We start from the raw sequence: 20,655 nt of genomic DNA, 5'->3' as shown, positions 1-20,655 counted from the left end.
CCGGGTACGGCGCCCGGGGCGGGGGTAGCGGTTACTGCACGGCGGCGGTCGTGCGGCGGCCCGTCCCGGAGTACCGAGTGCGCAGGTGGACACGGGGCTTCGGGCGTCGTACCCGTGCCGGTGTCGTCCCTCGACGACGGGCAGACGATGGATCCCCTGCTCCGGGAGGAGCTCGGGGGAGGGGGTTTCGTGGTGCGTATCCGAGTCCTGGTCGTCGACGACCACCGCATCTTCGCCGAGTCGCTCGCCGCCGCCCTGGCCGCCGAGCCCGACGTCGACGTGTCCGCGGCCGGCAGCGGCCCGGCCGCGCTGCGCTGCCTGGAGCGGGCCGCGTCCGAGGGGCGGCCCTTCGACGTGCTGCTGGTCGACGCCGACCTCGGCGGGCACGTGCCCGGCACCCGGCCGGCCGTGCCCGTGCGGGAGGGCGACGAGGACGGGCTGGTGGACGGGATCTCGCTGGTCGCCGGGGTGCGCACGGCGCAGCCCGGGGCGCGGATCGTCGTCCTCGCCGAGAAGGACGACCCCCGGCGGGCGGCCCTCGCGCTGGGGGCCGGTGCCTGCGGGTGGGTGGCCAAGGACTGCTCCCTGTCGCGGCTGCTCAGCGTCATCCGGGGGGTCCTGCGGGACGAGACGCATCTGCCGCCCGCCCTGCTCACCGGCGTGCTGCGCGAACTGACCGCCGCCCGCAGGCACCGTACCGAGAGCGAGCGGCTGGTGGAGTCGCTGACCCCGAGGGAGCGGGAGGTGCTGCGCTGCATGGTCGCCGGGCTCGGCCGCAAGGCCGTCGCCGAACGGCTGTACCTGTCCCCCCACACCGTGCGGACCCACATGCAGAACGTCCTGGGCAAGCTGGGCGTCCACTCCACCCTCGCGGCCGTGGCCCTGGCCCGCCGCGCCGGGGTCGGGCCGGCGGACCTGGGGCCCGCCGGGCGGATCGGGGCGCGGGAGAGCACCAGCGCCTGACCGGTACGGGTGAGCGGACCGGCGCCCGCGGCGTGGCCCGACCGGGGCCCTCAGCCGGGGATGTTGTCGAACGGGGCGGTCAGCCGGGGATGCCGTCGACCGGGGCGGTCAGCCGGGGATGTTGTCGAACGGGGCGGTCAGCCCGCGCAGCAGTGCCGCCAGTTCGCCGCGCTGGGCCCGGGACAGCTCGGCCAGGATCGCGCGCTCCTGGTCCAGCAGGCCCGCCAGTGACCGGTCGGCGCGGTCCCGGCCCTCGTCCGTGAGCCGGACCAGCACGCCGCGCCGGTCGCTGGGATCGGGCAGGCGCTCCACCAGGCCCTTCTTGGCCAGGCGGTCGATGCGGTTGGTCATCGTGCCCGAGGTGACCAGGGTCTGGGTGAGGAGCTGGCCCGGCGAGAGCTGGTACGGGGTGCCCGCGCGGCGCAGCGCCGTCAGGACGTCGAACTCCCAGGGCTCGAGTGCGTGTTCGGAGAAGGCCAGCCGACGTGCGCGGTCCAGGTGACGGGCGAGCCTGCTGACCCGGCTCAGCACCTCGAGCGGTTCCACGTCGAGGTCAGGGCGCTCCCGGCGCCACGCAGCGACCAGCCGATCGACCTCGTCCTCCATGACGATCAGTGTAATGGTTGTGTCGACGTGAAGTCTCTTGACATCCATTTTCTTGACATCGAGGTAGTTGGCGTCCGTCGCCGGGTACCCGTCCCGGACCGCGTCCCCCGGAGGTTTCCATGTCCGCCACCGCCACCGCCCCCGCCTGGGACCCCGCCCAGTACCTGCGCCACGCCGGACACCGCGCCCGTCCCTTCACCGACCTCCTCGCCCGCGTACCCGGCCTCACCGCGGGGCCGTCCGCCGGGCCGCCCCGCATCGCCGACCTCGGCTGCGGCCCCGGCAACGTCACCGTCCTGCTCGCCGAGCGCTGGCCCACCGCCCACGTCACCGGCTACGACAACTCGGCCCGGATGCTCGAACGGGCGCAGGAGTACGCCGGGCCCACGCCCCGGGGCGGCCGCCTCGACTTCGCCGCCGCCGACGTCCGCACCTGGACCCCCGCCGAGCCGTTCGACCTCGTCGTCAGCAACGCCGCCCTCCAGTGGGTCCCCGGTCACGCCGACCGCTTCCCCGACTGGATCGCCGGCCTCGCCCCCGGCGGCGTCCTCGCCTTCCAGGTGCCCGGCAACTTCGACGCCCCCAGCCACCGCCTGATGCGCGAACTCGCCCACTCCCGGCGCTGGCGGGACCGCCTCGCCGGCACCCTGCGCCACGACGGCGCCGTCCTCACGCCCGGCGCCTACCTCGACCGCCTGGCCTCGGCCGGCTGCACCGCCGACGTGTGGGAGACGACGTACGTCCACCTCCTGACCGGCGAGGACGCGGTCCTGGACTGGGTGAGGGGGACGGGGCTGCGGCCCGTGCTCACCGCGCTCGACGACGATCCGGAGGCCCGCGACGCCTTCGTGGAGGAGTACCGGACCGTCCTGCGCGCCGCCTATCCGGCCGGACCCCACGGCACCCCCTTCCCGTTCCGCCGGATCTTCGCCGTCGCCCGCAAGGAGGGAGGCCGGTGACCACCGCGGTCACGTCCCCGGCGTGACGGGGCGGCACGGAGGCCGCCCGCTCGGTGAGGGGCCGGGGGAGGGGGTTCCGGAGGCGCCGCCGCTTGTCGAGCGTCCCGGCGTGACGGGGCGGTACGGAGGCCGCCCGTCCGGAGAGGGGTCGGGCGTGAGGGGCCGGTGCGGGCGCCGCCCGGCCGGTGGTCACCCGGGTGACGCGGAAGTCCCCCGGCCGGTTGTCACCCGGATGGGGCGGAGGTCCCCGGCCGGCGCCCCGGAGATCCCTGAGTCCCGAGACGCGCCTCGCGTCCCGCCGGGCGTCCGTCCCGCAGGCCGGACCGGTCAGGCCACCCCGTCCGCCAGCAGCGCGTCGACGGCGTCGGCGGACAGTCCCAGCTCGCCGAGGACGGCCCGCGTGTGCTCGCCCGGCGCGGGCACGGGGTCCATGCGCGGAGCGTCCCCCGTCGGGCCGGGCGGAGCCAGGGCCGGTACGGGACCGGCCGGGGTCGGTACTTCGTGCAGGCGCCCGCGCGCGGCCAGCTGCGGGTGGGCCCACACCTCGGCGAGCGTGTTCACCCGGGCGTTCGCCACGGGCACCGCGCCGAGCAGCTCGATCGCCGCCGTGCTGGTCAGCTCCGCGAAGCGGGCGGCGATGATCGCGCCCAGCGCCCCGCGCCGCGCGTTGCGGTCGGCGTTGGTGGCGTAGTCGGGGTGGTCGGCCAGCTCCGGCCGGCCCAGGAAACCCGCGCAGAAGCCGCGCCACTCGCGCTCGTTCTGGATCGCCATCATGACGACCTTGCCGTCGCCCGCCGTGAACGGGCCGTAGGGGTGGATCGTCGCGTGCGCGGCGCCCGCCCGGGGCGGCGGCTCGGCGCCGTCGAGGGCGTAGTAGAGCGGGAAGCCCATCCACTCCACGGTGGCCTCCAGCATCGACACGTCCAGGTGCGTGCCCCGCCCCGTCCGCCCGCGCTCCAGCAGGGCCGCGAGGATCGAGCTGTACGCGTACATCCCGGCGGCGATGTCCGACACCGAGATGCCCACCTTGGCCATCTCGTCCGGCGTGCCGGTGACGGACAGCAGTCCCGACTCGGACTGCACCATCAGGTCGTAGGCCTTGCGGCCCTCGTAGGGGCCGGGGGCGCCGTACCCGGAGATGTCGCACACGATCAGCCGCGGGTGGCGGGCCCGCAGTTCCTCCGCGCCGAGGCCGGCCCGGGCCGCCGCTCCCGGTGCCAGGTTCTGCAGGAAGACGTCGGCGTCCGCGATCAGGCGACGCAGCACGTCCATGCCGCGCGGGTCCTTGATGTCCAGGGTGAGGGACTCCTTGTTGCGGTTCACCCAGACGAAGTGCGAGCTGAGACCCCGTGCCCGGGTGTCGTAGGAGCGGGCGAAGTCGCCCGTGCCGGGGCGCTCCACCTTGATCACCCGCGCGCCGAGGTCGGCGAGCTGGCGGCTGGCGTAGGGCGCGGCGACCGCCTGTTCGAGCGCGACGACGGTGACCCCGCGGAGCGGCTGCATGCGTTTCCCTCCCCCGGTGCGGCGCTAGCTCTTGCGGTGCCCGATCAACCGCGGCCTGGGTTCGAGGCCGTCCAGCCCGTGCCACGCCAGGTTCACCAGGTGCGCCGCCACCTCCGCCTTCCTGGGGCGGCGCACGTCCAGCCACCACTGCCCGGTCAGCGCCACCATGCCGACCAGTGCCTGCGCGTACAGCGGGGCCAGCTTGGCGTCGAAGCCCCGGTTCTTGAACTCGCGGCCCAGGATGTCCTCCACCTGGGTGGCGATGTCGGAGATCAGCGACGCGAAGGAACCCGTCGACTGCGGGATGGGGGAGTCGCGGACCAGGATGCGGAACCCGTCCGTGTACTCCTCGATGTAGTCGAGGAGCGCGAAGGCGGCCTGCTCGCACAGTTCCCGCGGATGGCCGGCGGTCAGGGAGCTGGTCACCATGTCCAGCAGCCGCCGCATCTCCCGGTCCACCACCACGGCGTACAGCCCCTCCTTTCCGCCGAAGTGCTCGTACACCACCGGTTTGGAGACCCCGGCCTTCGCCGCGATCTCCTCCACCGAGGTGCCCTCGAAGCCCTTCGCGGCGAAGAGGGTGCGACCGATCTCCAGCAGCTGCTCGCGGCGCTCGGCACCGGTCATCCGGGTGCGGCGCACACGGCGCGGCTTGTCATCGCTGGGGGTGCTGGAGTCGGTCGCCACAGCGACCATCATGCCGCCTCGGAGGTCTCCTTCCGGCGGCGGGAGCCGCCTTGGTCCGGGTTGCGGCGGGAATCGATACGCGAGCGTGACGGCCACCGCACGTCGTAGGCCCAGCCGAGCTGCTCGAACCAGCGGATCAGGCGCGCGGACGAGTCGAGCTGGCCGCGCATCACCCCGTGCCGCGCGGAGGTCGGGTCGGCGTGGTGCAGGTTGTGCCAGGACTCGCCGCAGGACAGGATCGCCAGCCACCACACGTTGCCCGAGCGGTCCCGCGACTTGAACGGGCGCTTGCCGACCGCGTGGCAGATCGAGTTGATCGACCACGTCACGTGGTGCAACAGCGCCACCCGGACGAGCGAACCCCAGAAGAACCCGGTGAACGCTCCCCACCACGACATCGTGACCAGCCCGCCGATCAGCGCCGGAAGGGCCAGCGAGACCATCGTCCACAGGATGAACTGGCGGGAGATCGCGCGCAGCGCCGGGTCCTTGATCAGGTCCGGGGCGTACTTGTCCTGCGGGGTCTGCTCCTCGTCGAACATCCAGGCGATGTGCGCCCACCACAGGCCCTTGATCAGGGCCGGCACCGTCTCGCCGTACCGCCACGGCGAATGCGGGTCGCCCTCGTCGTCGGAGAACTTGTGGTGCTTGCGGTGGTCGGCCACCCAGCGGACCAGCGGGCCCTCGACGGCCATCGAGCCCGCGATCGCGAGCGCGATCTTCAGTGGCCGTTTCGCCTTGAAGGAACCGTGGGTGAAGTGACGGTGGAAGCCGATGGTGATGCCGTGGCAGCCCAGGAAGTAGAAGAAGACCAGCAGGCCCAGGTCCAGCCAGCTCACGCCCCATCCCCACGCCAGCGGCACCGCCGCCACCAGTGCGAGGAACGGGACGGTGATGAACAGCAGGAGCGTGATCTGTTCGAGGGACCGCTTCTGCTCACCGCCCAGCGTGGCGGACGGTGCGGAGGTGCCGTCGGGATTCTGCGAAGCGTTCGGGATCACATCGGAAGGTGTGGTCATGCGCGTCCCCTGGGGGGTCGAGGGTGGTGTCCGGTGCCGTGCCTCGGTGACCGTGTGCTCATTCCTACGGTTTCGTAACCTACGGCGACGTAAGTATGGCAGCGCGTCGACCTCCGGCAAGAGCCCGACAGCCTGCGCGTCCTGGCCGACACCTATCCTGGGAGTCGGTCGGACAGCGCGGTCCGCTCGGAATACTTCCCGGACGCCCGGCCTCGTGAGCGGCGCCGCCGCGCGAGACGCCGTCCGGGTCCCCTCCCAGACGAGCTTCAACACTGCAAGGAGCCGCACCTGTGAGCAGTGCCGACGACCAGACCACCATGACGACCAGCAGCGAGCTGCGCGCCGACATCCGCCGGCTGGGTGATCTCCTCGGAGAGACCCTCGTCCGGCAGGAGGGCCCCGAGCTGCTGGAACTCGTCGAGAAGGTGCGCCGCCTCACCCGAGAGGACGGCGAGGCCGCCGCCGAGCTGCTGCGCGGCACCGAACTGGAGACCGCGGCCAAGCTGGTCCGTGCCTTCTCCATCTACTTCCACCTGGCCAACGTCACCGAGCAGGTGCACCGTGGCCGGGAGCTGGGCGCCAAGCGCGCCGCCGAGGGCGGGCTGCTGGCCCGTACCGCCGACCGCCTCAAGGACGCCGACCCCGAGCACCTGCGCGACACCGTCCGCAACCTCAACGTCCGCCCGGTCTTCACCGCGCACCCCACCGAGGCCGCCCGCCGCTCCGTCCTCAACAAGCTGCGGCGCATCGCCGCACTGCTGGACACCCCGGTCATCGAGTCCGACCGGCGCCGCCTCGACGTCCGCCTCGCCGAGAACATCGACCTCGTCTGGCAGACCGACGAGCTGCGCGTCGTGCGCCCCGAGCCGGCCGACGAGGCCCGCAACGCCATCTACTACCTGGACGAGCTGCACGCCGGCGCCGTCGGCGACGTCCTGGAGGACCTGACGGCGGAGCTGGAGCGCGCCGGCGTCACGCTCCCCGACGACACCCGCCCGCTCACCTTCGGCACCTGGATCGGCGGCGACCGCGACGGCAACCCCAACGTCACCCCCCAGGTCACCTGGGACGTCCTGATCCTCCAGCACGAGCACGGCATCAACGACGCCCTGGAGATGATCGACGAGCTGCGCGGCTTCCTCTCCAACTCCATCCGCTACGCCGGAGCCACCGAGGAACTCCTCACCTCCCTGCGGGCCGACCTGGACCGGCTCCCGGAGATCAGCCCCCGCTACAAGCGCCTCAACGCCGAGGAGCCCTACCGGCTGAAGGCCACCTGCATCCGGCAGAAGCTGGAGAACACCAAGGAGCGCCTCGCCAAGGGCACCCCGCACGAGGACGGCCGCGACTACCTCGGCACCGCCGAACTCATCGCCGACCTGCGCATCGTCCAGGTCTCCCTGCGCGAGCACCGCGGCGGCCTCTTCGCCGACGGACGCCTCGCCCGCACCATCCGCACCCTGGCCGCCTTCGGCCTCCAGCTCGCCACCATGGACGTCCGCGAGCACGCCGACGCCCACCACCACGCCCTCGGCCAGCTCTTCGACCGGCTCGGCGAGGAGTCCTGGCGCTACGCCGACATGCCCCGCGAGTACCGCGCCAAGCTCCTCGCCAAGGAGCTGCGGTCCCGGCGTCCGCTCGCCCCCAGCCCCGCCCCCGTGGACGCGGCCGGCGAGAAGACCCTCGGCGTCTTCCAGACCGTCAGGCGCGCGCTGGAGGTGTTCGGCCCCGAGGTCGTCGAGTCCTACATCATCTCCATGTGCCAGGGCGCCGACGACGTCTTCGCCGCGGCGGTCCTCGCCCGCGAGGCCGGGCTGATCGACCTGCACGCCGGCTGGGCGAAGATCGGCATCGTGCCCCTCCTGGAGACCACGGACGAGCTCAAGGCCGCCGACACCATCCTGGAGGACCTGCTCGCCGACCCCTCCTACCGGCGCCTGGTCGCCCTGCGCGGCGACGTCCAGGAGGTCATGCTCGGCTACTCCGACTCCTCCAAGTTCGGCGGCATCACCACCTCGCAGTGGGAGATCCACCGCGCCCAGCGCCGCCTGCGCGACGTCGCCCACCGCTACGGGGTGCGGCTGCGCCTCTTCCACGGCCGCGGCGGCACCGTCGGCCGCGGCGGCGGCCCCACCCACGACGCCATTCTCGCCCAGCCCTGGGGCACCCTGGAGGGCGAGATCAAGGTCACCGAGCAGGGCGAGGTCATCTCCGACAAGTACCTCATCCCGTCCCTGGCCCGGGAGAACCTGGAGCTGACGGTCGCGGCCACCCTCCAGGCCTCCGCCCTGCACACCGCGCCCCGCCAGTCGGACGAGGCCCTCGCCCGCTGGGACGCCGCCATGGACGTCGTCTCCGACGCGGCCCACACGGCCTACCGCAAGCTGGTCGAGGACCCCGACCTGCCGACGTACTTCCTGGCCTCCACGCCGGTCGACCAGCTGGCCGACCTGCACCTGGGCTCGCGGCCCTCCCGCCGACCCGGCTCGGGCGTCTCGCTCGACGGGCTGCGCGCCATCCCGTGGGTGTTCGGCTGGACCCAGTCCCGGCAGATCGTCCCCGGCTGGTACGGCGTCGGCTCCGGTCTGAAGGCACTGCGCGAGGCCGGCCTGGACACCGTCCTCGACGAGATGCACCAGCAGTGGCACTTCTTCCGCAACTTCATCTCCAACGTCGAGATGACCCTCGCCAAGACCGACCTGCGCATCGCCCAGCACTACGTCGACACCCTCGTGCCGGACGAGCTGAAGCACGTCTTCGACGCCATCAAGACCGAGCACGAGCTGACCGTCGACGAGGTCCTGCGCGTCACCGGCGAGAGTGAACTGCTGGACGCCGACCCCGTCCTCAAGCAGACGTTCGCCATCCGCGACGCCTACCTCGACCCCATCTCCTACCTCCAGGTCGCCCTCCTCGGCCGCCAGCGCGAGGCCGCCGCCGCGGGCGAGGAAGCCGACCCGCTGCTCGCCCGGGCCCTGCTCCTGACGGTCAACGGCGTCGCCGCGGGCCTGCGCAACACCGGCTGACCCGCGCCCCCGCACACACCACGGTGCCCCCGCGCCCACCGAGAGCACGGGGGCACCGTCACGTCGTACGCCCGGCGGTCACACCGCGAGGAACGCCGCCGTCAGCAGGGCGAATCCCGCCCCGCCCAGCACCCACGCCGCCCGCGTCCGCCGCAGACCGCCCGCCACGACCACCGACGCCAGCAGCAGTGCCCCGCCGAGCGGCACCCAGGCGTACAGCACCCCGGCCGGACCCGACCGCACCGCGCCGTCACCACCGGGCTTGACCACCACGGCGTACGTCCGCCCCTGCGCCACGGCGACCGAGTCCTCCAGGACCACCCGCTCCCGCGGCTGCGACCCCGCCGTCACCGGCGCGTACGGCCCACTGCACACGCCCCCGCCGCACCGCGTCACCTCGACCGTGCCCTGTTCCCGCCCCTTGGTCAGCAGCACGTGCTGCGCCGTGCCCCAGGACGCCCACACCCCCGCGATCAGGATCAGCGCCGCCACCGTGCCCATCACCGCGATCCGGCCGAACCGCAGCACGGCGTACGAGGCCCGGCGGGGACATGCGGCGGCGGAGGAGGCAGGCATGGCCGGGATCATTGGCCATACCTGCACGCTGGGTCAACTCGCCCGTGGCCCATCGGCGGACAAGCCGGGAGGTGTGCCCGCCCGGCTCAGGAGTTGTACGTGCTCTGCGTCCGCTCCAGCCCCTCGATGACCAGGGCCTCCACCGCGTCCGCCGCCCGGTCCACGAAGTAGTCCAGCTCCTTGCGTTCCGCCGACGAGAAGTCGCGCAGCACGAAGTCCGCCACCGGCATCCGTCCCGGCGGGCGTCCGATCCCGAAGCGCACCCGGTGGTAGTCCGGTCCCAGCGCCTTCGTGATCGACTTCAGTCCGTTGTGCCCGTTGTCCCCGCCGCCCAGCTTCAGCCGCAGCGCGCCGTAGTCGATGTCCAGCTCGTCGTGCACCGCCACGACGTTGCCGACCGGGACCTTGTAGAAGTCGCGCAGCGCCGTCACCGGCCCGCCCGACACGTTCATGAACGACATCGGCTTCGCCAGGATCACCCGGCGGTTCGCCGGCCCCGGCGGCCCGATCCGCCCCTCGACCACCTGTGCCTGCGTCTTGCCGTGCCGCTTGAACCGCGCCCCGATCCGCTCCGCCAGCAGATCCGCCACCATGAAACCGACGTTGTGCCGGTTCGAGGCGTACTCGGGGCCCGGATTGCCGAGACCGGCCACCAGCCAGGGCGCACCCGCGTCCGTCGTCACGTCCCTGTCTCCTTCGTGTCCTTCATGACCGTCCGCCATGACCGTGCGCGCATACGCGTCGGCCGCTGCCCCGCACGGGAACAGCGGCCGAGCGTCGACTTCGGGGGAGGATCAGGCCTCGGTGGCCTCGGCGCCCTCGCCCTCGGCCGGGGCCTCCTCGGCCTGCGCGGACAGGACCTGCAGGACGACCGTGTCCCCGTCGACGGCCAGCTTGGTGCCGGCCGGGAGCGGGACGTCCTTGGCCAGGATGGAGGCACCGGCCTCCAGGCCCTCGACGGAGACGGTGACCGACTCGGGGATGTGCGTGGCCTCGGCCTCGACCGGCAGCGCGTTCAGCACGTGCTCCAGCAGGTTGCCGCCCGGCGCCAGCTCACCCTCGGTCTGCACGTAGATCTCGACGCCGACCGTCTCGCCGCGCTGCACGAGCTGCAGGTCGACGTGCTCCAGGAAGCCCTTGATCGGGTCGCGCTGCACGGACTTCGGGATCGCCAGCTCGTTCGTCTTGCCGTCGATGTCCAGCGCGATCAGCACGTTCGGCGTACGCAGCGCCAGCAGCAGGGCGTGGCCCGGCAGCGTCAGGTGCAGCGGGTCGGAACCGTGACCGTACAGAACACCGGGAACGTTGTCGTCACGACGGATACGGCGCGCGGCACCCTTGCCGAACTCGGTGCGCGTCGCGGCGGAGATCTTCACCTCGGACATGGTCACTCCTCGTAGAGGTAGAAACGGACGTGGTCACCCGGCCACGAACGGCCTGCTACGAAGAGCGCGTCGATAACGGACCGCCGCATCCGCGAAAACGGGTACGGCCTCCCTCGCCGAGCAACTCGGGCAGTCTACTCGGACGGGGAGGCCGTACCCAAAACGATCAGGAGCCACGTCCCCCGCGGCGGTCAGCGCGGGACGCTCACTGCTCGTCGAACAGGCTCGTCACCGAACCGTCCTCGAACACCTCACGCACCGCACGCGCGATCGTCGGCGCGATCGACAGCACCGTGATCTTGTCCAGTTCCAGCTCGTTCGGCGTCGGCAGCGTGTTCGTGAACACGAACTCGCTCACCTTCGAGTTCTTCAGCCGGTCCGCCGCCGGGCCCGACAGCACACCGTGCGTCGCGGTCACGATGACGTCCTCCGCACCGTGCGCGAAGAGCGCGTCCGCCGCGGCGCAGATCGTGCCACCGGTGTCGATCATGTCGTCGACCAGGACGCACACCCGGCCCTCGACCTCACCCACGACCTCGTGGACGGTCACCTGGTTCGCCACGTCCTTGTCGCGCCGCTTGTGCACGATCGCCAGCGGCGCGCCCAGACGGTCGCACCAGCGGTCCGCCACCCGCACCCGGCCCGCGTCCGGAGACACCACCGTCAGCTTCGACCGGTCCACCTTCGCGCCCACGTAGTCCGCGAGGAGCGGCAGCGCGAACAGGTGGTCCACCGGGCCGTCGAAGAAGCCCTGGATCTGGTCCGTGTGCAGGTCCACCGCGAGGATCCGGTCCGCACCCGCGGTCTTCATCAGGTCCGCGATCAGACGCGCCGAGATCGGTTCACGTCCCCGGTGCTTCTTGTCCTGCCGCGCGTAACCGTAGAACGGCACGATGACCGTGATGGAGCGGGCCGACGCGCGCTTCAGCGCGTCGATCATGATCAACTGCTCCATGACCCACTTGTTGATCGGAGCCGTGTGGCTCTGGATCAAGAAGCAGTCCGCACCTCGCGCCGACTCCTGGTAACGCACGTAGATCTCGCCGTTGGCGAAGTCGAAGGCCTTCGTCGGGACGACCCCGACACCCAGCTGCTGGGCGACCTCCTCGGCAAGCTCGGGGTGGGCGCGGCCGGAGAAGAACATCATCTTCTTCTCGCCGGTCGTCTTGATCCCGGTCACAGCACTTTCTCCTCAGAGGTTTCGCAGCTGAGCGTCACGGCGCTCTCCCGGCTGGCTGCGGGGGCGTCTCAGCTGGTGGGGTGCGGATGTGCACTTATCACGGTACGCCGTGTTCGACGCACCGGTTTCCGGTCAGCTCTCGCCGCCGGCCTCCCGGGACACCGCCTCGGCCGCCTTCGCCGCCGCGCTCCCCGGTCGCTTGCGGGCCACCCAACCCTCGATGTTCCGTTGCTGGCCGCGGGCCACGGCCAGCGAACCGGGCGGCACATCCTTCGTGATCACCGAGCCGGCGGCGGTGTAGGCGCCGTCCCCGACCGTGACGGGAGCCACAAACATGTTGTCCGAGCCCGTCTTGCAGTGCGACCCGACGGTCGTGTGGTGCTTGTTCTCCCCGTCGTAGTTCACGAACACGCTCGCGGCACCGATGTTCGAGTAGTCGCCGATCGTCGCGTCACCCACGTAGGAGAGGTGGGGGACCTTCGTGCCCTCGCCGATCGAGGCGTTCTTCGTCTCGACGTACGTGCCGATCTTCGCCTTCGGCCCGAGCCGGGTACCGGGACGCAGGTACGCGTACGGGCCCACCGTCGCCCCGGGACCGACCACGGCGTCGAGGGAGACGGTGTTGTCCACGCGGGCACCGGCGCCGACCCGCGTGTCGGTGAGCCGGGAGTTCGGGCCGACCTCCGAGCCCTCGGCGAGATGCGTGGAGCCGTGCAGCTGCGTCCCCGGGTGGACGATCGCGTCCTGCTCGAAGGTCACCGTCACGTCCACCCACGTCGTCGCGGGGTCCACGACCGTCACGCCGGCCAGCATCGCGTGCGTCAGCAGCCGGTCGTTGAGGGTCCGGCGGGCCTCGGCGAGCTGTACGCGGTTGTTGATCCCCGCGATCTCCCGGTGGTCGCCGGCCACCGAGGCGCCGACGCGGTGCCCGGCCTCGCGCAGGATCCCGAGGACGTCCGTGAGGTACTCCTCGCCCTGGCTGTTGTCCGTCCGCACCTTGCCGAGCGCGTCCGCGAGCAACTGCCCGTCGAACGCGAACACTCCGGAGTTGATCTCGCGGATGGCCCGCTGCGACTCGGAGGCGTCCTTGTGCTCGACGATCGCGGTGACGGCGCCGGAGGCCCCGTCCCGCACGATCCGGCCGTACCCCGTCGCGTCCGGCACCTCGGCGGTCAGCACGGTGACGGCGTTGCCGTCGGCGGAGTGGGTGGCGGCCAGGGCCCGGAGCGTCTCGCCGGTGAGGAGGGGGGTGTCACCGCAGACGACGACGACCGTGCCGTCCACGGCGCCGCCCAGCGCCTCCAGCCCCGTCCGCACCGCGTGCCCGGTGCCGTTCTGCTGCTCCTGGACGGCGGTGCGGACGTCGGGGGAGACCTCGGCGAGGTGCGCGGTGACCTTCTCGCGGGCGTGGCCGACGACGACGACCAGGTGCTCGGGGTCCAGCTCGCCGGCGGCGGCGAGTACGTGACCGACGAGGGACCGGCCGCACAGCTCGTGCAGGACCTTGGGTGTGGCCGACTTCATACGGGTGCCCTCACCCGCTGCGAGAACGACGACGGCTGCCGGGCGAATGGCGCTCACGGGATGCCCTTCGGCTTTGGGTGGGGTGGACGTCCGCAGGATACCGGGGTGGTTTGTGAGGGGGGTGGGTGCGGGCCCCGGCAGGGGTGGATGCGGGCCCGGGCAGGGGTGGATGCGGGCCCGGGCAGGGGTGGATGCGGGCCCGGGCAGGGGTGGATGCGGGCCCGGGCAGGGGTGGATGCGGGCCCCGGCGGGTTTGGGTGCGGGTCCCGGCACGGGCATGGGTGCGGGTCCCGGCGGGTTTGGGTGCGGGCTCCGGCACCGGCTTGGGTGCGGGTCCCGGCATGGGCTTGGGTGCGGGTCCCGGCGGACATGGCTGCGGGCCCCGGCGCGGATGCCGGGGCCCGGAAGCAGCAGCTCCCCCATCAGGATTTGAACCTGAACTTAAGGGACCAAAACCCTCAGTGCTGCCTGATTACACCATGGGGGATGGAACTCGACCGAAGCGGACGTCGCGTCAGCTCGCCGAGCCGGCACCCAACACTATGCCGTACCAGGTGCCTTCCGTGCGACGGTACGACGCCGCGCCGGCTCCCCGCTTCCGCGGGGCCCGGCGCCCGTCGGCCGGCGGCCGGACGGCCCGGCGGATCGAGGGGTATCGCGTCCTATCGTTTGCCGAAAGTCACCGGAAACGGGGCGCCCGCCGCCCGTAGGCTGGGAGGCATGACCACGACGGGGGAAGACCACGTACCGGCCCGGGGTGGGCCTTGGTGGTGGGACAGGCGGCGCGGTGCGGTGCTCGACGTGAGCCTCGGTGTCGTGTCCGCGGCGGAGTGCACGGCGGAGGGGATTCCCTTCGCGCGGGACGCGGGGATCCCGTTGGCGGCGGGGGTCGTCTTCGGGGCGCTGGCCGGCTCGGTGCTGGTGGTGCGGCGCAGGTATCCGATCGCGGTGGTGCTGGTGGCGATCGCCATCACGCCGGCGCAGATGGGGATGCTGATGGGCATCGTCGGTCTGTACACGCTGGCGGCGTCGGAGCTGCCGCGGCGGATCATCGGTGCGCTGGCCGGGATGTCGTTGCTGGGGACGCTGATCGTGACGTTCGTCCGGCTGGGGCAGGACACCTCGCAGGACGAGTTGCAGCTCGGGGACTGGTTCCTGCCGTTCGCGTCGATCACGATGTCGCTGGGGGCGACCGCGCCCCCGCTGCTGCTGGGTCTGTACGTGGGGCAGCGGCGGCGGTTGATGGAGAGCCTGCGGGAGCGGGCGGACAGCCTGGAGCGGGAGCTGCAGCTGCTCGCGGAGCGGGCGGAGGAGCGCGCCCAGTGGGCACGCAACGAGGAGCGCACGCGGATCGCGCGGGAGATGCACGACGTGGTCGCGCACCGGGTGAGTCTCATGGTGGTGCACGCCGCCGCGCTGCAGGCGGTGGCGCGCAAGGACCCGGAGAAGGCGGTCAAGAACGCCGCACTCGTGGGGGACATGGGGCGGCAGGCGCTGACGGAGCTGCGGGAGATGCTCGGCGTGCTGCGCAGCGGTGCGGACGGCGGGCGCGCCGAGCGGGCGTCGGTGCCGTTGGCGGCCGTGGGAGTGGCCGCTGCCGCCGCCGCGTCGCGGGCGGCGGGGGACGGCGACGGGCTCGCCGAGGGGCCGTGCCTGTCCGAGCTGGACGAGTTGATCGGGCAGTCGGAGGCGACCGGGATGGTCGTGAACCTGTCGGTCGAGGGGAAGGAGCGGCCGTATCCGGCGGAGGTGGAGTCGACGGCGTTCCGGGTGGTGCAGGAGGCGTTGACGAACGTGCACAAGCACGCGGCGGGCGCCAAGACGCATGTGCGGCTGGCCCACCGGGTGTCGGAGATCGCGATGCAGGTGGAGAACGAGCCGCCGCCGGAGCCCTCGTCCGCGTCGTCGGCGCGGTTGCCGTCGGGCGGCAACGGGCTGGTGGGGATGAAGGAGCGGGTGGCCGCTCTCGGCGGGGTGTTCGTGTCGGGCCCGACGGACGCGGGGGGTTTCCGGGTGTCGGCGGTGATCCCGGCGTCGTCGTAGCGCCCGGGTCAGCCGGTGGTGAGGCGGATCGGCTGGGTGCCGGCGACGAGGGTGGCGAGGGCCTGGTCGATGTCGGGCCCGAGGTACCAGTCGCCGGTGTGGTCGAGGACGTAGACCCGGCCCGCGGTGTCGATGGCGACGAGGGCCCGGCTGTCGGTCTCGATGCCGAGGGGGCAGGCGCGGGTGCCGAGGGCGCGGCCGAGGTCGCCGAGGGTGCGGGCCATGTGGAGGCCGTGCAGGGGGTCCAGGTGGAGGACGGCGGGGGCGATCTGGCGGCCGGGTCCGGCGGGGGTGATGTGGAGGCCGCCGAATTCGGCCCAGGCCTCGACGGCGGCGGGGAAGACGGCGTGGCGGTGTCCTGCGGGTGAGGTGTGTTCGCGCAGCGTGTCGGCCCAGATCTCGGCCTGCTTGATGTCCCAGCGTCCGGGCTGCCAGCCGGCGTCGCGCAGTGCGGCGTCGACGGGGACGGGGAAGCGGGTGGTGGAGGTGCGGTCGGCTTGCATCTGCCCTTGGTTCGTTTCGGTCGGCTCTGGCGGCTCTGGCGGCTCGGTCTTCGGTGTCGGTGGCCGGCGGGTCAGTCGTTCGCCGCGGGCTCGACGACGCGGACGCCGAAGTGGGCGCTGAGGGCGGTGCAGGCGCGGCACGGTGCGGCGAAGCTGCCGTGCAGGGGGTCGCCGTCCTCGCGGATGCGGCGGGTGGTGAGTTTGGCGTGCTTGAGCGCCTTGCGGGCTTCGCCGTTGGTCATGGGCTTGCGGGCGGCGCGCTTGCTGCGGGCGGCGTCGGCGGTGGCCAGGTGCCGTGAGATGAGGATGGTCTCGGCGCAGCGGCCGGTGTAGCGGTCGCGTTGGCCGCTGGTGAGGGTGTCGAGGAAGTCCTGCACGAGGTGGTGCAGGGCGGGCGGCGTGTCGGCGCGGGTGGCGGTGCCGGTGAGGGTGGTGCCGCGCACGGACAGGGCGGCGGCGACGGTGGGGAGGATGCCGTCGCGGCGGTGCAGGAGGACGGGGGCGTGGTGGGCCGCGGTGCTGCTCCAGCCGATGCGGGGGTCGCCGCCGCGGGGGTCGCCGGACCGCCCGGTGTCGGGTCCCGTCTGTGTCGCACTCATGATCGTCTTCCCCTCCTGAGCTCCCCCGAAGGTCACAGAGTGCCAAATCCCGTGACTGCTGCGATAGCTGGGGCGTGGCGACACGCCCGCTTATGGGCGGTGTGTCACGGGAGGGTGACGGCTGGTCACGGAACCGGAGGTGGGCGTGTCGCGTGGGGGTCCGGGGCCGGTGACCCCTCTCGCCGTACCGCATAGGCTGTCGGCACCGCGATCGCGTGCGGTGACCGGACACAGCAGACAGATCAGACAGACGCCGCAGGGGGCAACCGCCATGACGACAGGTCGGCTCGGGCTGGGGGCACCTCCCGGCCGCCAGGCCGGGGGACACGCCGCGCCGCCGAACGCGGCCTATGCCGGGCAGGTCGTGCACTTCCCGGATCCGGTGCGGGCGGCCCGTCACCCGAGAGGAGTACGGGTGGACGAGGACGGTTACCCCGTTTTCTCCCCGTACGCCCGCGCGGTCGCGGAGATCGCGGACCCGCCGGAGGGGTTCGGCGTCGACGAGTTGCGGCTGACGGACTACGTGTCGGCGAACGCGGCGCTGTCGGCGTCGGGGCACGAGCTGTGGGACACGGTGCCGGCGGTGGCGACACCGCACGGCTGGACGTGGCACCACGTGGCCGGGACGCGGCGCATGGAACTGGTCCCGGTCGAGGTGAAGGCGTTGCTGCGGCACCACGGCGGGCTCGCGACGGCGGCGGTGGACCAGGGCAAGCGGGGCACGCGCCCGCTGCAGGAGACGCGTCCGGCGCACTTCGGTCTGCCGAAGTCGGGTGTCGCCGTCTCGGAGGAGCAGGTGCAGGAGGTCGAGGAGGACCTCGGGTACCGGCTGCCGGGCGCGTACCGGTCGTTCCTGAAGGCGGCGGGTGGCTGCGCGCCAGTGGGCACGGCGCTGGACGCGGAGCTGGGACTGCTGGTGGACCAGCCGTTCTTCACGGTGCGTGAGGAGGCGGCGGTCAACGACCTGGTCTACGTCAACAAGTGCCTGCGCGACCACCTGACGAAGGACTACCTGGGCGTCGCGTTCGTCCAGGGCGGCCTGCTCGCGGTGAAGGTGAAGGGCGAGCGGATCGGTTCGGTCTGGTTCTGCGCGTACGACGACGTGCGGGACGTGGACCCCTCGACGCCGCCCGCCGAGCGGGTGGAGCGGCTGCTGCTGCCCTGCGGTGAGGACTTCGACGCCTTCCTGGCGCGGCTGGCGGGATCTCCGCCGGAGCTGGAGACGGTGGCGAACCTGATGGTGGACGGCGGGTTCGCGCGTGCGGTGCCCGTCGCGTCGGCGGCTTCGGCGCCCACGGCGTCTTCGGTAGGGGAGTGAGCTGACGATGGTGACGTTCGCGCAGGCGCAGGAGCGTGCGGAGGAGTGGGTCAACGGCGAGCTGCCGGCGTACCAGCACCGTGAGGTGCGGGTGCGGGAGTTCGACCTCGGGTTCGTGGTGTGGGCCGAGGACCGCGCGGACGGGCCGCGTTCGGACGGGGGCGCGCAGCGGCTGGTGATCGCGCGGGACAGCGGCGAGGCCACGCTGTGGCCGGCGCTGCCGGTGGGCGAGGTCATCCGCCGGTACGAGGAGGAGTACGGCCGTCCCGAGGAGGCCGCGCAGCCGGGTCCGGCGCCCGCGGCGCGGGTGGACCTGAACCAGACGTCGTTCCTGCTGAGCCCGCCGGAGTGGTTGCAGGAGGCGGCGGACAAGCTGGGCATCCCGGACCGGCGGCGGAAGGACGGCGACGACGACACCGCCGGTTCCGGTTCCGGCTCCGGTGGCGCTCCCGGCCCGGCGTCCGGGGCGCTTCCCGAGACGCAGGCCGGGATGCCGGTGCCGGCCGCTCCCGCCGCGGCTCCCTCCGTGTCGCCGGCTGACGCGGCGTCGTCGGCCCCCGCGGCTTCGGCCGGCGCGGGGGCGAGCGGTGCGGTGTGGCCGGCCGCCGGGGCCGGTGGCCCCGGAACGGACGCGGACGCGTCCGGTGCGTCGGGCGCACCGGCCGGGGCGACGCCCTGGGCGGGGACGGACACCAACGCGGACGCCGGTGAGGACCGTTCCGTACCGCTGCCCGAGACCGTGTTCGCGCCGCCGCTGAGCAACGCGGACCACGACACGCCGCCGCCCGCGGCCCCGCCGGACGCCAAGACGACGCTGATGTCGGGCGGCAGCGGTCTCCCGCCGACGGCGGTCGCCCCGGCGATCGAGGACCCGAACGCGTCCCCCGGGACCGCGGGGACGGGCACGCCGCCCCCCGCGTCGCCGTCGTCGCTCGCGTCGCCGCCGCCCGTGCCGCAGCCGTCGGCCGGCCCGGGCGCGTCCGCCACGCCGCCCCGGCCGCTCGCTCCGCACGCCGGGGACAGCGCCGACGCCGCGACCAGCAAGGCGGCGCCTCCGTCCCGTCGTGACGGCGGTGCGGCCACCCCGCCCCCGCCGGGCGCTCCGGGGGTGCCGGGCGCGCGGTCCGGAAGTACGCCCGAGCCGTCGGGGCCCGCCGTGCCGGGGGCGCCGGCGGGCGGCTACGTACCGACGCAGCTGGTGTCGTCACTCGGCCCCGAGGGTCCGGACGGCGGCCCCGGAACGCCGGCCCCGCCGAACGCTCCCGGTGGGACGCCGCCGGGCCCGCCGCCTGCGCCGAACTCCTCCGGTGGGACGCCGCCTCCGCCGAACGCCCCGCAGCCGCCCGCCGGACAGGGGACGCCGGGTGCGCCGGCCGCTCCCGGTGGGACGCCGCCGGGCGGGATGCACCACGCCGCGACGATGCTGGCCGGCCCGGGCCGGACGGGCGGCGGCGCGCCCCGGCAGCCCGGACCGCCCCCGCCTCCCGGTGCTCCGGGGGTGCCGGGAGCGTCCGGTGGTCCGGGGGTGCCTCCGCCTCCCGCCGCTCCCGGTGTTCCCGGCGCGCCGGGCCCCCAGGGTTCCTCCGGAGGTGCACGCGGTGCCGTGCACCACGCGCAGACCGTGCTGGCCGCGCCCCCGGTGGGCGGCCCCGGCACACCTCCGCCACCGCCGGGCGCCCCCGGCGCCGCGCAGCCCATGCCGCCGGGTGCCGTGCCGCCGCCGGGCGGGCCCGCCCCCGGTCAGCCGCCCGCGTACGGCTACCCGCAGCAGCCCGCCGGTCTGCCGACCGTCGGTCCGGGCTACCAGGCCGTGCTGCGCTACCGCGCCCAGGACGGTTCCGAGCAGCAGCTGATCCGGCGTTCGGCGCCGGGCACGCCGCACCCGGAGTGGCAGATCTTCCACGAGCTGCGGGCCATGAACGTACCGCCGGACCAGGTGCTGGAGCTGCACACGGAGCTGGAGTCGTGCGAGCTGCCGGGCGCGTACTGCGCGCGGATGATCCGGGAGCAGTGGCCCCAGGCGCGGATCACCTCCATCGCCCTGTACGGCACGGACCACGCGAGCCGGCAGCAGGGTATGCGGCAACTCCTGGCGCACCAGGGCGAGTTGCACCAGGTGGCCGACGGTCCGGCCCGGCCGGCGCCGGTGCGGGCCCCGCTGCCGCACGTGCAGCCGGTGCCGCCGGTTCCGCCGGAGGCCATCGGGCAGGAGCTGGGCGGCGCCTTCGGCCCGGGTGTCTTCCGGTTCGAGCAGGCCGCGGTCTCCCGGCAGGGCGTGCCGCCGGTCGTGGCGCACACGCTGGTGGCGGCGGGACTGCCGATGGACATGGGCCCGTTCTTCTGGGCGCAGGCCCAGCCGGGGCGTCCGGTGCCGACGCTGGCGGAGCTGGCGGTCGAGCGGGGGGTGCAGCCGGCCTCGGACGCGGGCTCGTACCTCGTCGTGGGCAGTGACTTCGGCCGGGCGATCTGTGTGCAGTACGGCACGGCGGCCATCGTCGCGGTGCCGGTGGAGGCGGGGCCGGGCGGCGCGCCCGTGCCGCCGCAGTTTGTGAACACGGGGCTGCCGGAGTTCGCGCGCAGTCTGGCGCTGCTGGGCCGTATGTGGCGCCTGAGGTTCGGCCTGAACCAGGAGCAGGCGGGCCGCTGGACGGTGGACTTCCAGGCGCAGCTGGCCGCACTGGACCCGGCGGCGCTCGGCTCTCCGGAGAGCTGGTGGTCGGTGCTGCTGGAGCAGATGTGGGACGGGCTGCTGTGAGGCGGCGCC

The 20,655-nt window shown here is 73.3% G+C and carries 17 protein-coding genes; 6 read left to right on the top strand and 11 right to left on the bottom strand.

Translation table 11 applies throughout. The features are described 5' to 3' along the window. The first annotated feature begins 189 nt into the window (after positions 1-189). The gene (locus tag ACVV2G_RS20740; RefSeq protein WP_453844234.1) at positions 190-963 is read left to right on the top strand and encodes a LuxR C-terminal-related transcriptional regulator; all 774 of its coding nucleotides are present in this window, start codon (positions 190-192) and stop codon (positions 961-963) included. 108 nt (positions 964-1,071) lie between these two features. On the opposite strand, the gene tamR is transcribed toward ACVV2G_RS20740, so the two are convergent. Continuing rightward, positions 1,072-1,569: a MarR family transcriptional regulator TamR gene (tamR, locus tag ACVV2G_RS20735; protein ID WP_453844233.1), complete on the bottom strand. Its 498-nt coding sequence runs from the start codon at positions 1,567-1,569 to the stop codon at positions 1,072-1,074. 119 nt (positions 1,570-1,688) lie between these two features. Here tamR and ACVV2G_RS20730 point away from each other — a divergent pair, with 119 nt between their 5' ends. After that, the gene (locus ACVV2G_RS20730; RefSeq protein ID WP_453844232.1) at positions 1,689-2,528 is read left to right on the top strand and encodes a trans-aconitate 2-methyltransferase; all 840 of its coding nucleotides are present in this window, start codon (positions 1,689-1,691) and stop codon (positions 2,526-2,528) included. 327 nt (positions 2,529-2,855) lie between these two features. On the opposite strand, the gene ACVV2G_RS20725 is transcribed toward ACVV2G_RS20730, so the two are convergent. The 3 genes from ACVV2G_RS20725 to ACVV2G_RS20715 are packed head-to-tail and all read right to left on the bottom strand — an operon-like array spanning position 2,856 to position 5,737. Beyond that, positions 2,856-4,031, bottom strand: a complete 1,176-nt coding sequence (locus ACVV2G_RS20725; RefSeq protein ID WP_453844231.1) for a CaiB/BaiF CoA transferase family protein — start codon at positions 4,029-4,031, stop codon at positions 2,856-2,858. Positions 4,032-4,055: 24 nt separating this feature from the next. Continuing rightward, the gene (locus tag ACVV2G_RS20720) at positions 4,056-4,730 is read right to left on the bottom strand and encodes a TetR family transcriptional regulator (RefSeq protein ID WP_453844230.1); all 675 of its coding nucleotides are present in this window, start codon (positions 4,728-4,730) and stop codon (positions 4,056-4,058) included. Next, the gene (locus tag ACVV2G_RS20715; protein WP_453844229.1) at positions 4,727-5,737 is read right to left on the bottom strand and encodes an acyl-CoA desaturase; all 1,011 of its coding nucleotides are present in this window, start codon (positions 5,735-5,737) and stop codon (positions 4,727-4,729) included. Before ACVV2G_RS20715 ends, ACVV2G_RS20720 begins: the two co-directional genes overlap by 4 nt. A gap of 290 nt (positions 5,738-6,027) precedes the next feature. Between ACVV2G_RS20715 and ppc the strand changes: the two genes are divergently transcribed. Continuing rightward, on the top strand, positions 6,028-8,763 hold the full coding sequence (gene ppc / locus ACVV2G_RS20710; RefSeq protein ID WP_453844228.1) for a phosphoenolpyruvate carboxylase: 2,736 nt from the start codon (positions 6,028-6,030) through the stop codon (positions 8,761-8,763). Between the two features lie 78 nt (positions 8,764-8,841). Here the strand turns inward: ppc and ACVV2G_RS20705 are convergent, their stop codons facing one another. From ACVV2G_RS20705 to glmU, 5 genes are all read right to left on the bottom strand, one after another. Then, positions 8,842-9,351 carry a hypothetical protein gene (locus tag ACVV2G_RS20705; RefSeq protein ID WP_453844227.1) on the bottom strand — a complete coding sequence of 170 codons (510 nt, stop codon included), beginning with the start codon at positions 9,349-9,351 and terminating at the stop codon, positions 8,842-8,844. 74 nt (positions 9,352-9,425) lie between these two features. Further along, positions 9,426-10,061: an aminoacyl-tRNA hydrolase gene (gene pth / locus ACVV2G_RS20700; protein WP_453844226.1), complete on the bottom strand. Its 636-nt coding sequence runs from the start codon at positions 10,059-10,061 to the stop codon at positions 9,426-9,428. Between the two features lie 72 nt (positions 10,062-10,133). Next, positions 10,134-10,724 carry a 50S ribosomal protein L25/general stress protein Ctc gene (locus tag ACVV2G_RS20695; protein ID WP_453844225.1) on the bottom strand — a complete coding sequence of 197 codons (591 nt, stop codon included), beginning with the start codon at positions 10,722-10,724 and terminating at the stop codon, positions 10,134-10,136. Positions 10,725-10,929: 205 nt separating this feature from the next. After that, entirely contained in the window at positions 10,930-11,904 is a 975-nt protein-coding gene (locus ACVV2G_RS20690) for a ribose-phosphate diphosphokinase (RefSeq protein WP_453844224.1), read from the bottom strand. Between the two features lie 132 nt (positions 11,905-12,036). Further along, positions 12,037-13,485: a bifunctional UDP-N-acetylglucosamine diphosphorylase/glucosamine-1-phosphate N-acetyltransferase GlmU gene (glmU, locus tag ACVV2G_RS20685; protein WP_453844223.1), complete on the bottom strand. Its 1,449-nt coding sequence runs from the start codon at positions 13,483-13,485 to the stop codon at positions 12,037-12,039. A gap of 663 nt (positions 13,486-14,148) precedes the next feature. Between glmU and ACVV2G_RS20680 the strand changes: the two genes are divergently transcribed. Next, positions 14,149-15,471: a sensor histidine kinase gene (locus ACVV2G_RS20680; RefSeq protein WP_453844222.1), complete on the top strand. Its 1,323-nt coding sequence runs from the start codon at positions 14,149-14,151 to the stop codon at positions 15,469-15,471. A gap of 8 nt (positions 15,472-15,479) precedes the next feature. Here ACVV2G_RS20680 and ACVV2G_RS20675 read toward each other — a convergent pair whose 3' ends face one another. Both ACVV2G_RS20675 and ACVV2G_RS20670 read right to left on the bottom strand, forming a co-directional pair. Next, a complete protein-coding gene (locus ACVV2G_RS20675; RefSeq protein ID WP_453844221.1) occupies positions 15,480-15,974 on the bottom strand; it encodes an SUKH-3 domain-containing protein in 495 nt (164 codons plus the stop codon). A 71-nt stretch (positions 15,975-16,045) separates the two neighbouring features. After that, entirely contained in the window at positions 16,046-16,573 is a 528-nt protein-coding gene (locus ACVV2G_RS20670) for a YwqJ-related putative deaminase (RefSeq protein ID WP_453844220.1), read from the bottom strand. A 271-nt stretch (positions 16,574-16,844) separates the two neighbouring features. Between ACVV2G_RS20670 and ACVV2G_RS20665 the strand changes: the two genes are divergently transcribed. Continuing rightward, positions 16,845-17,891 (top strand): HNH endonuclease, encoded by a 1,047-nt coding sequence (locus ACVV2G_RS20665; protein ID WP_453844219.1) that lies wholly within the window; start codon positions 16,845-16,847, stop codon positions 17,889-17,891. 7 nt (positions 17,892-17,898) lie between these two features. Further along, positions 17,899-20,646, top strand: coding sequence for an SUKH-4 family immunity protein (locus ACVV2G_RS20660; RefSeq protein WP_453844218.1), 2,748 nt, complete (start codon positions 17,899-17,901; stop codon positions 20,644-20,646). The last annotated feature ends 9 nt before the right edge of the window (positions 20,647-20,655 follow it).

It is taken from the genome of Streptomyces sp. JK94 (assembly GCF_053613315.1).
This window is presented reverse-complemented; position numbering and strand designations above follow the sequence as displayed.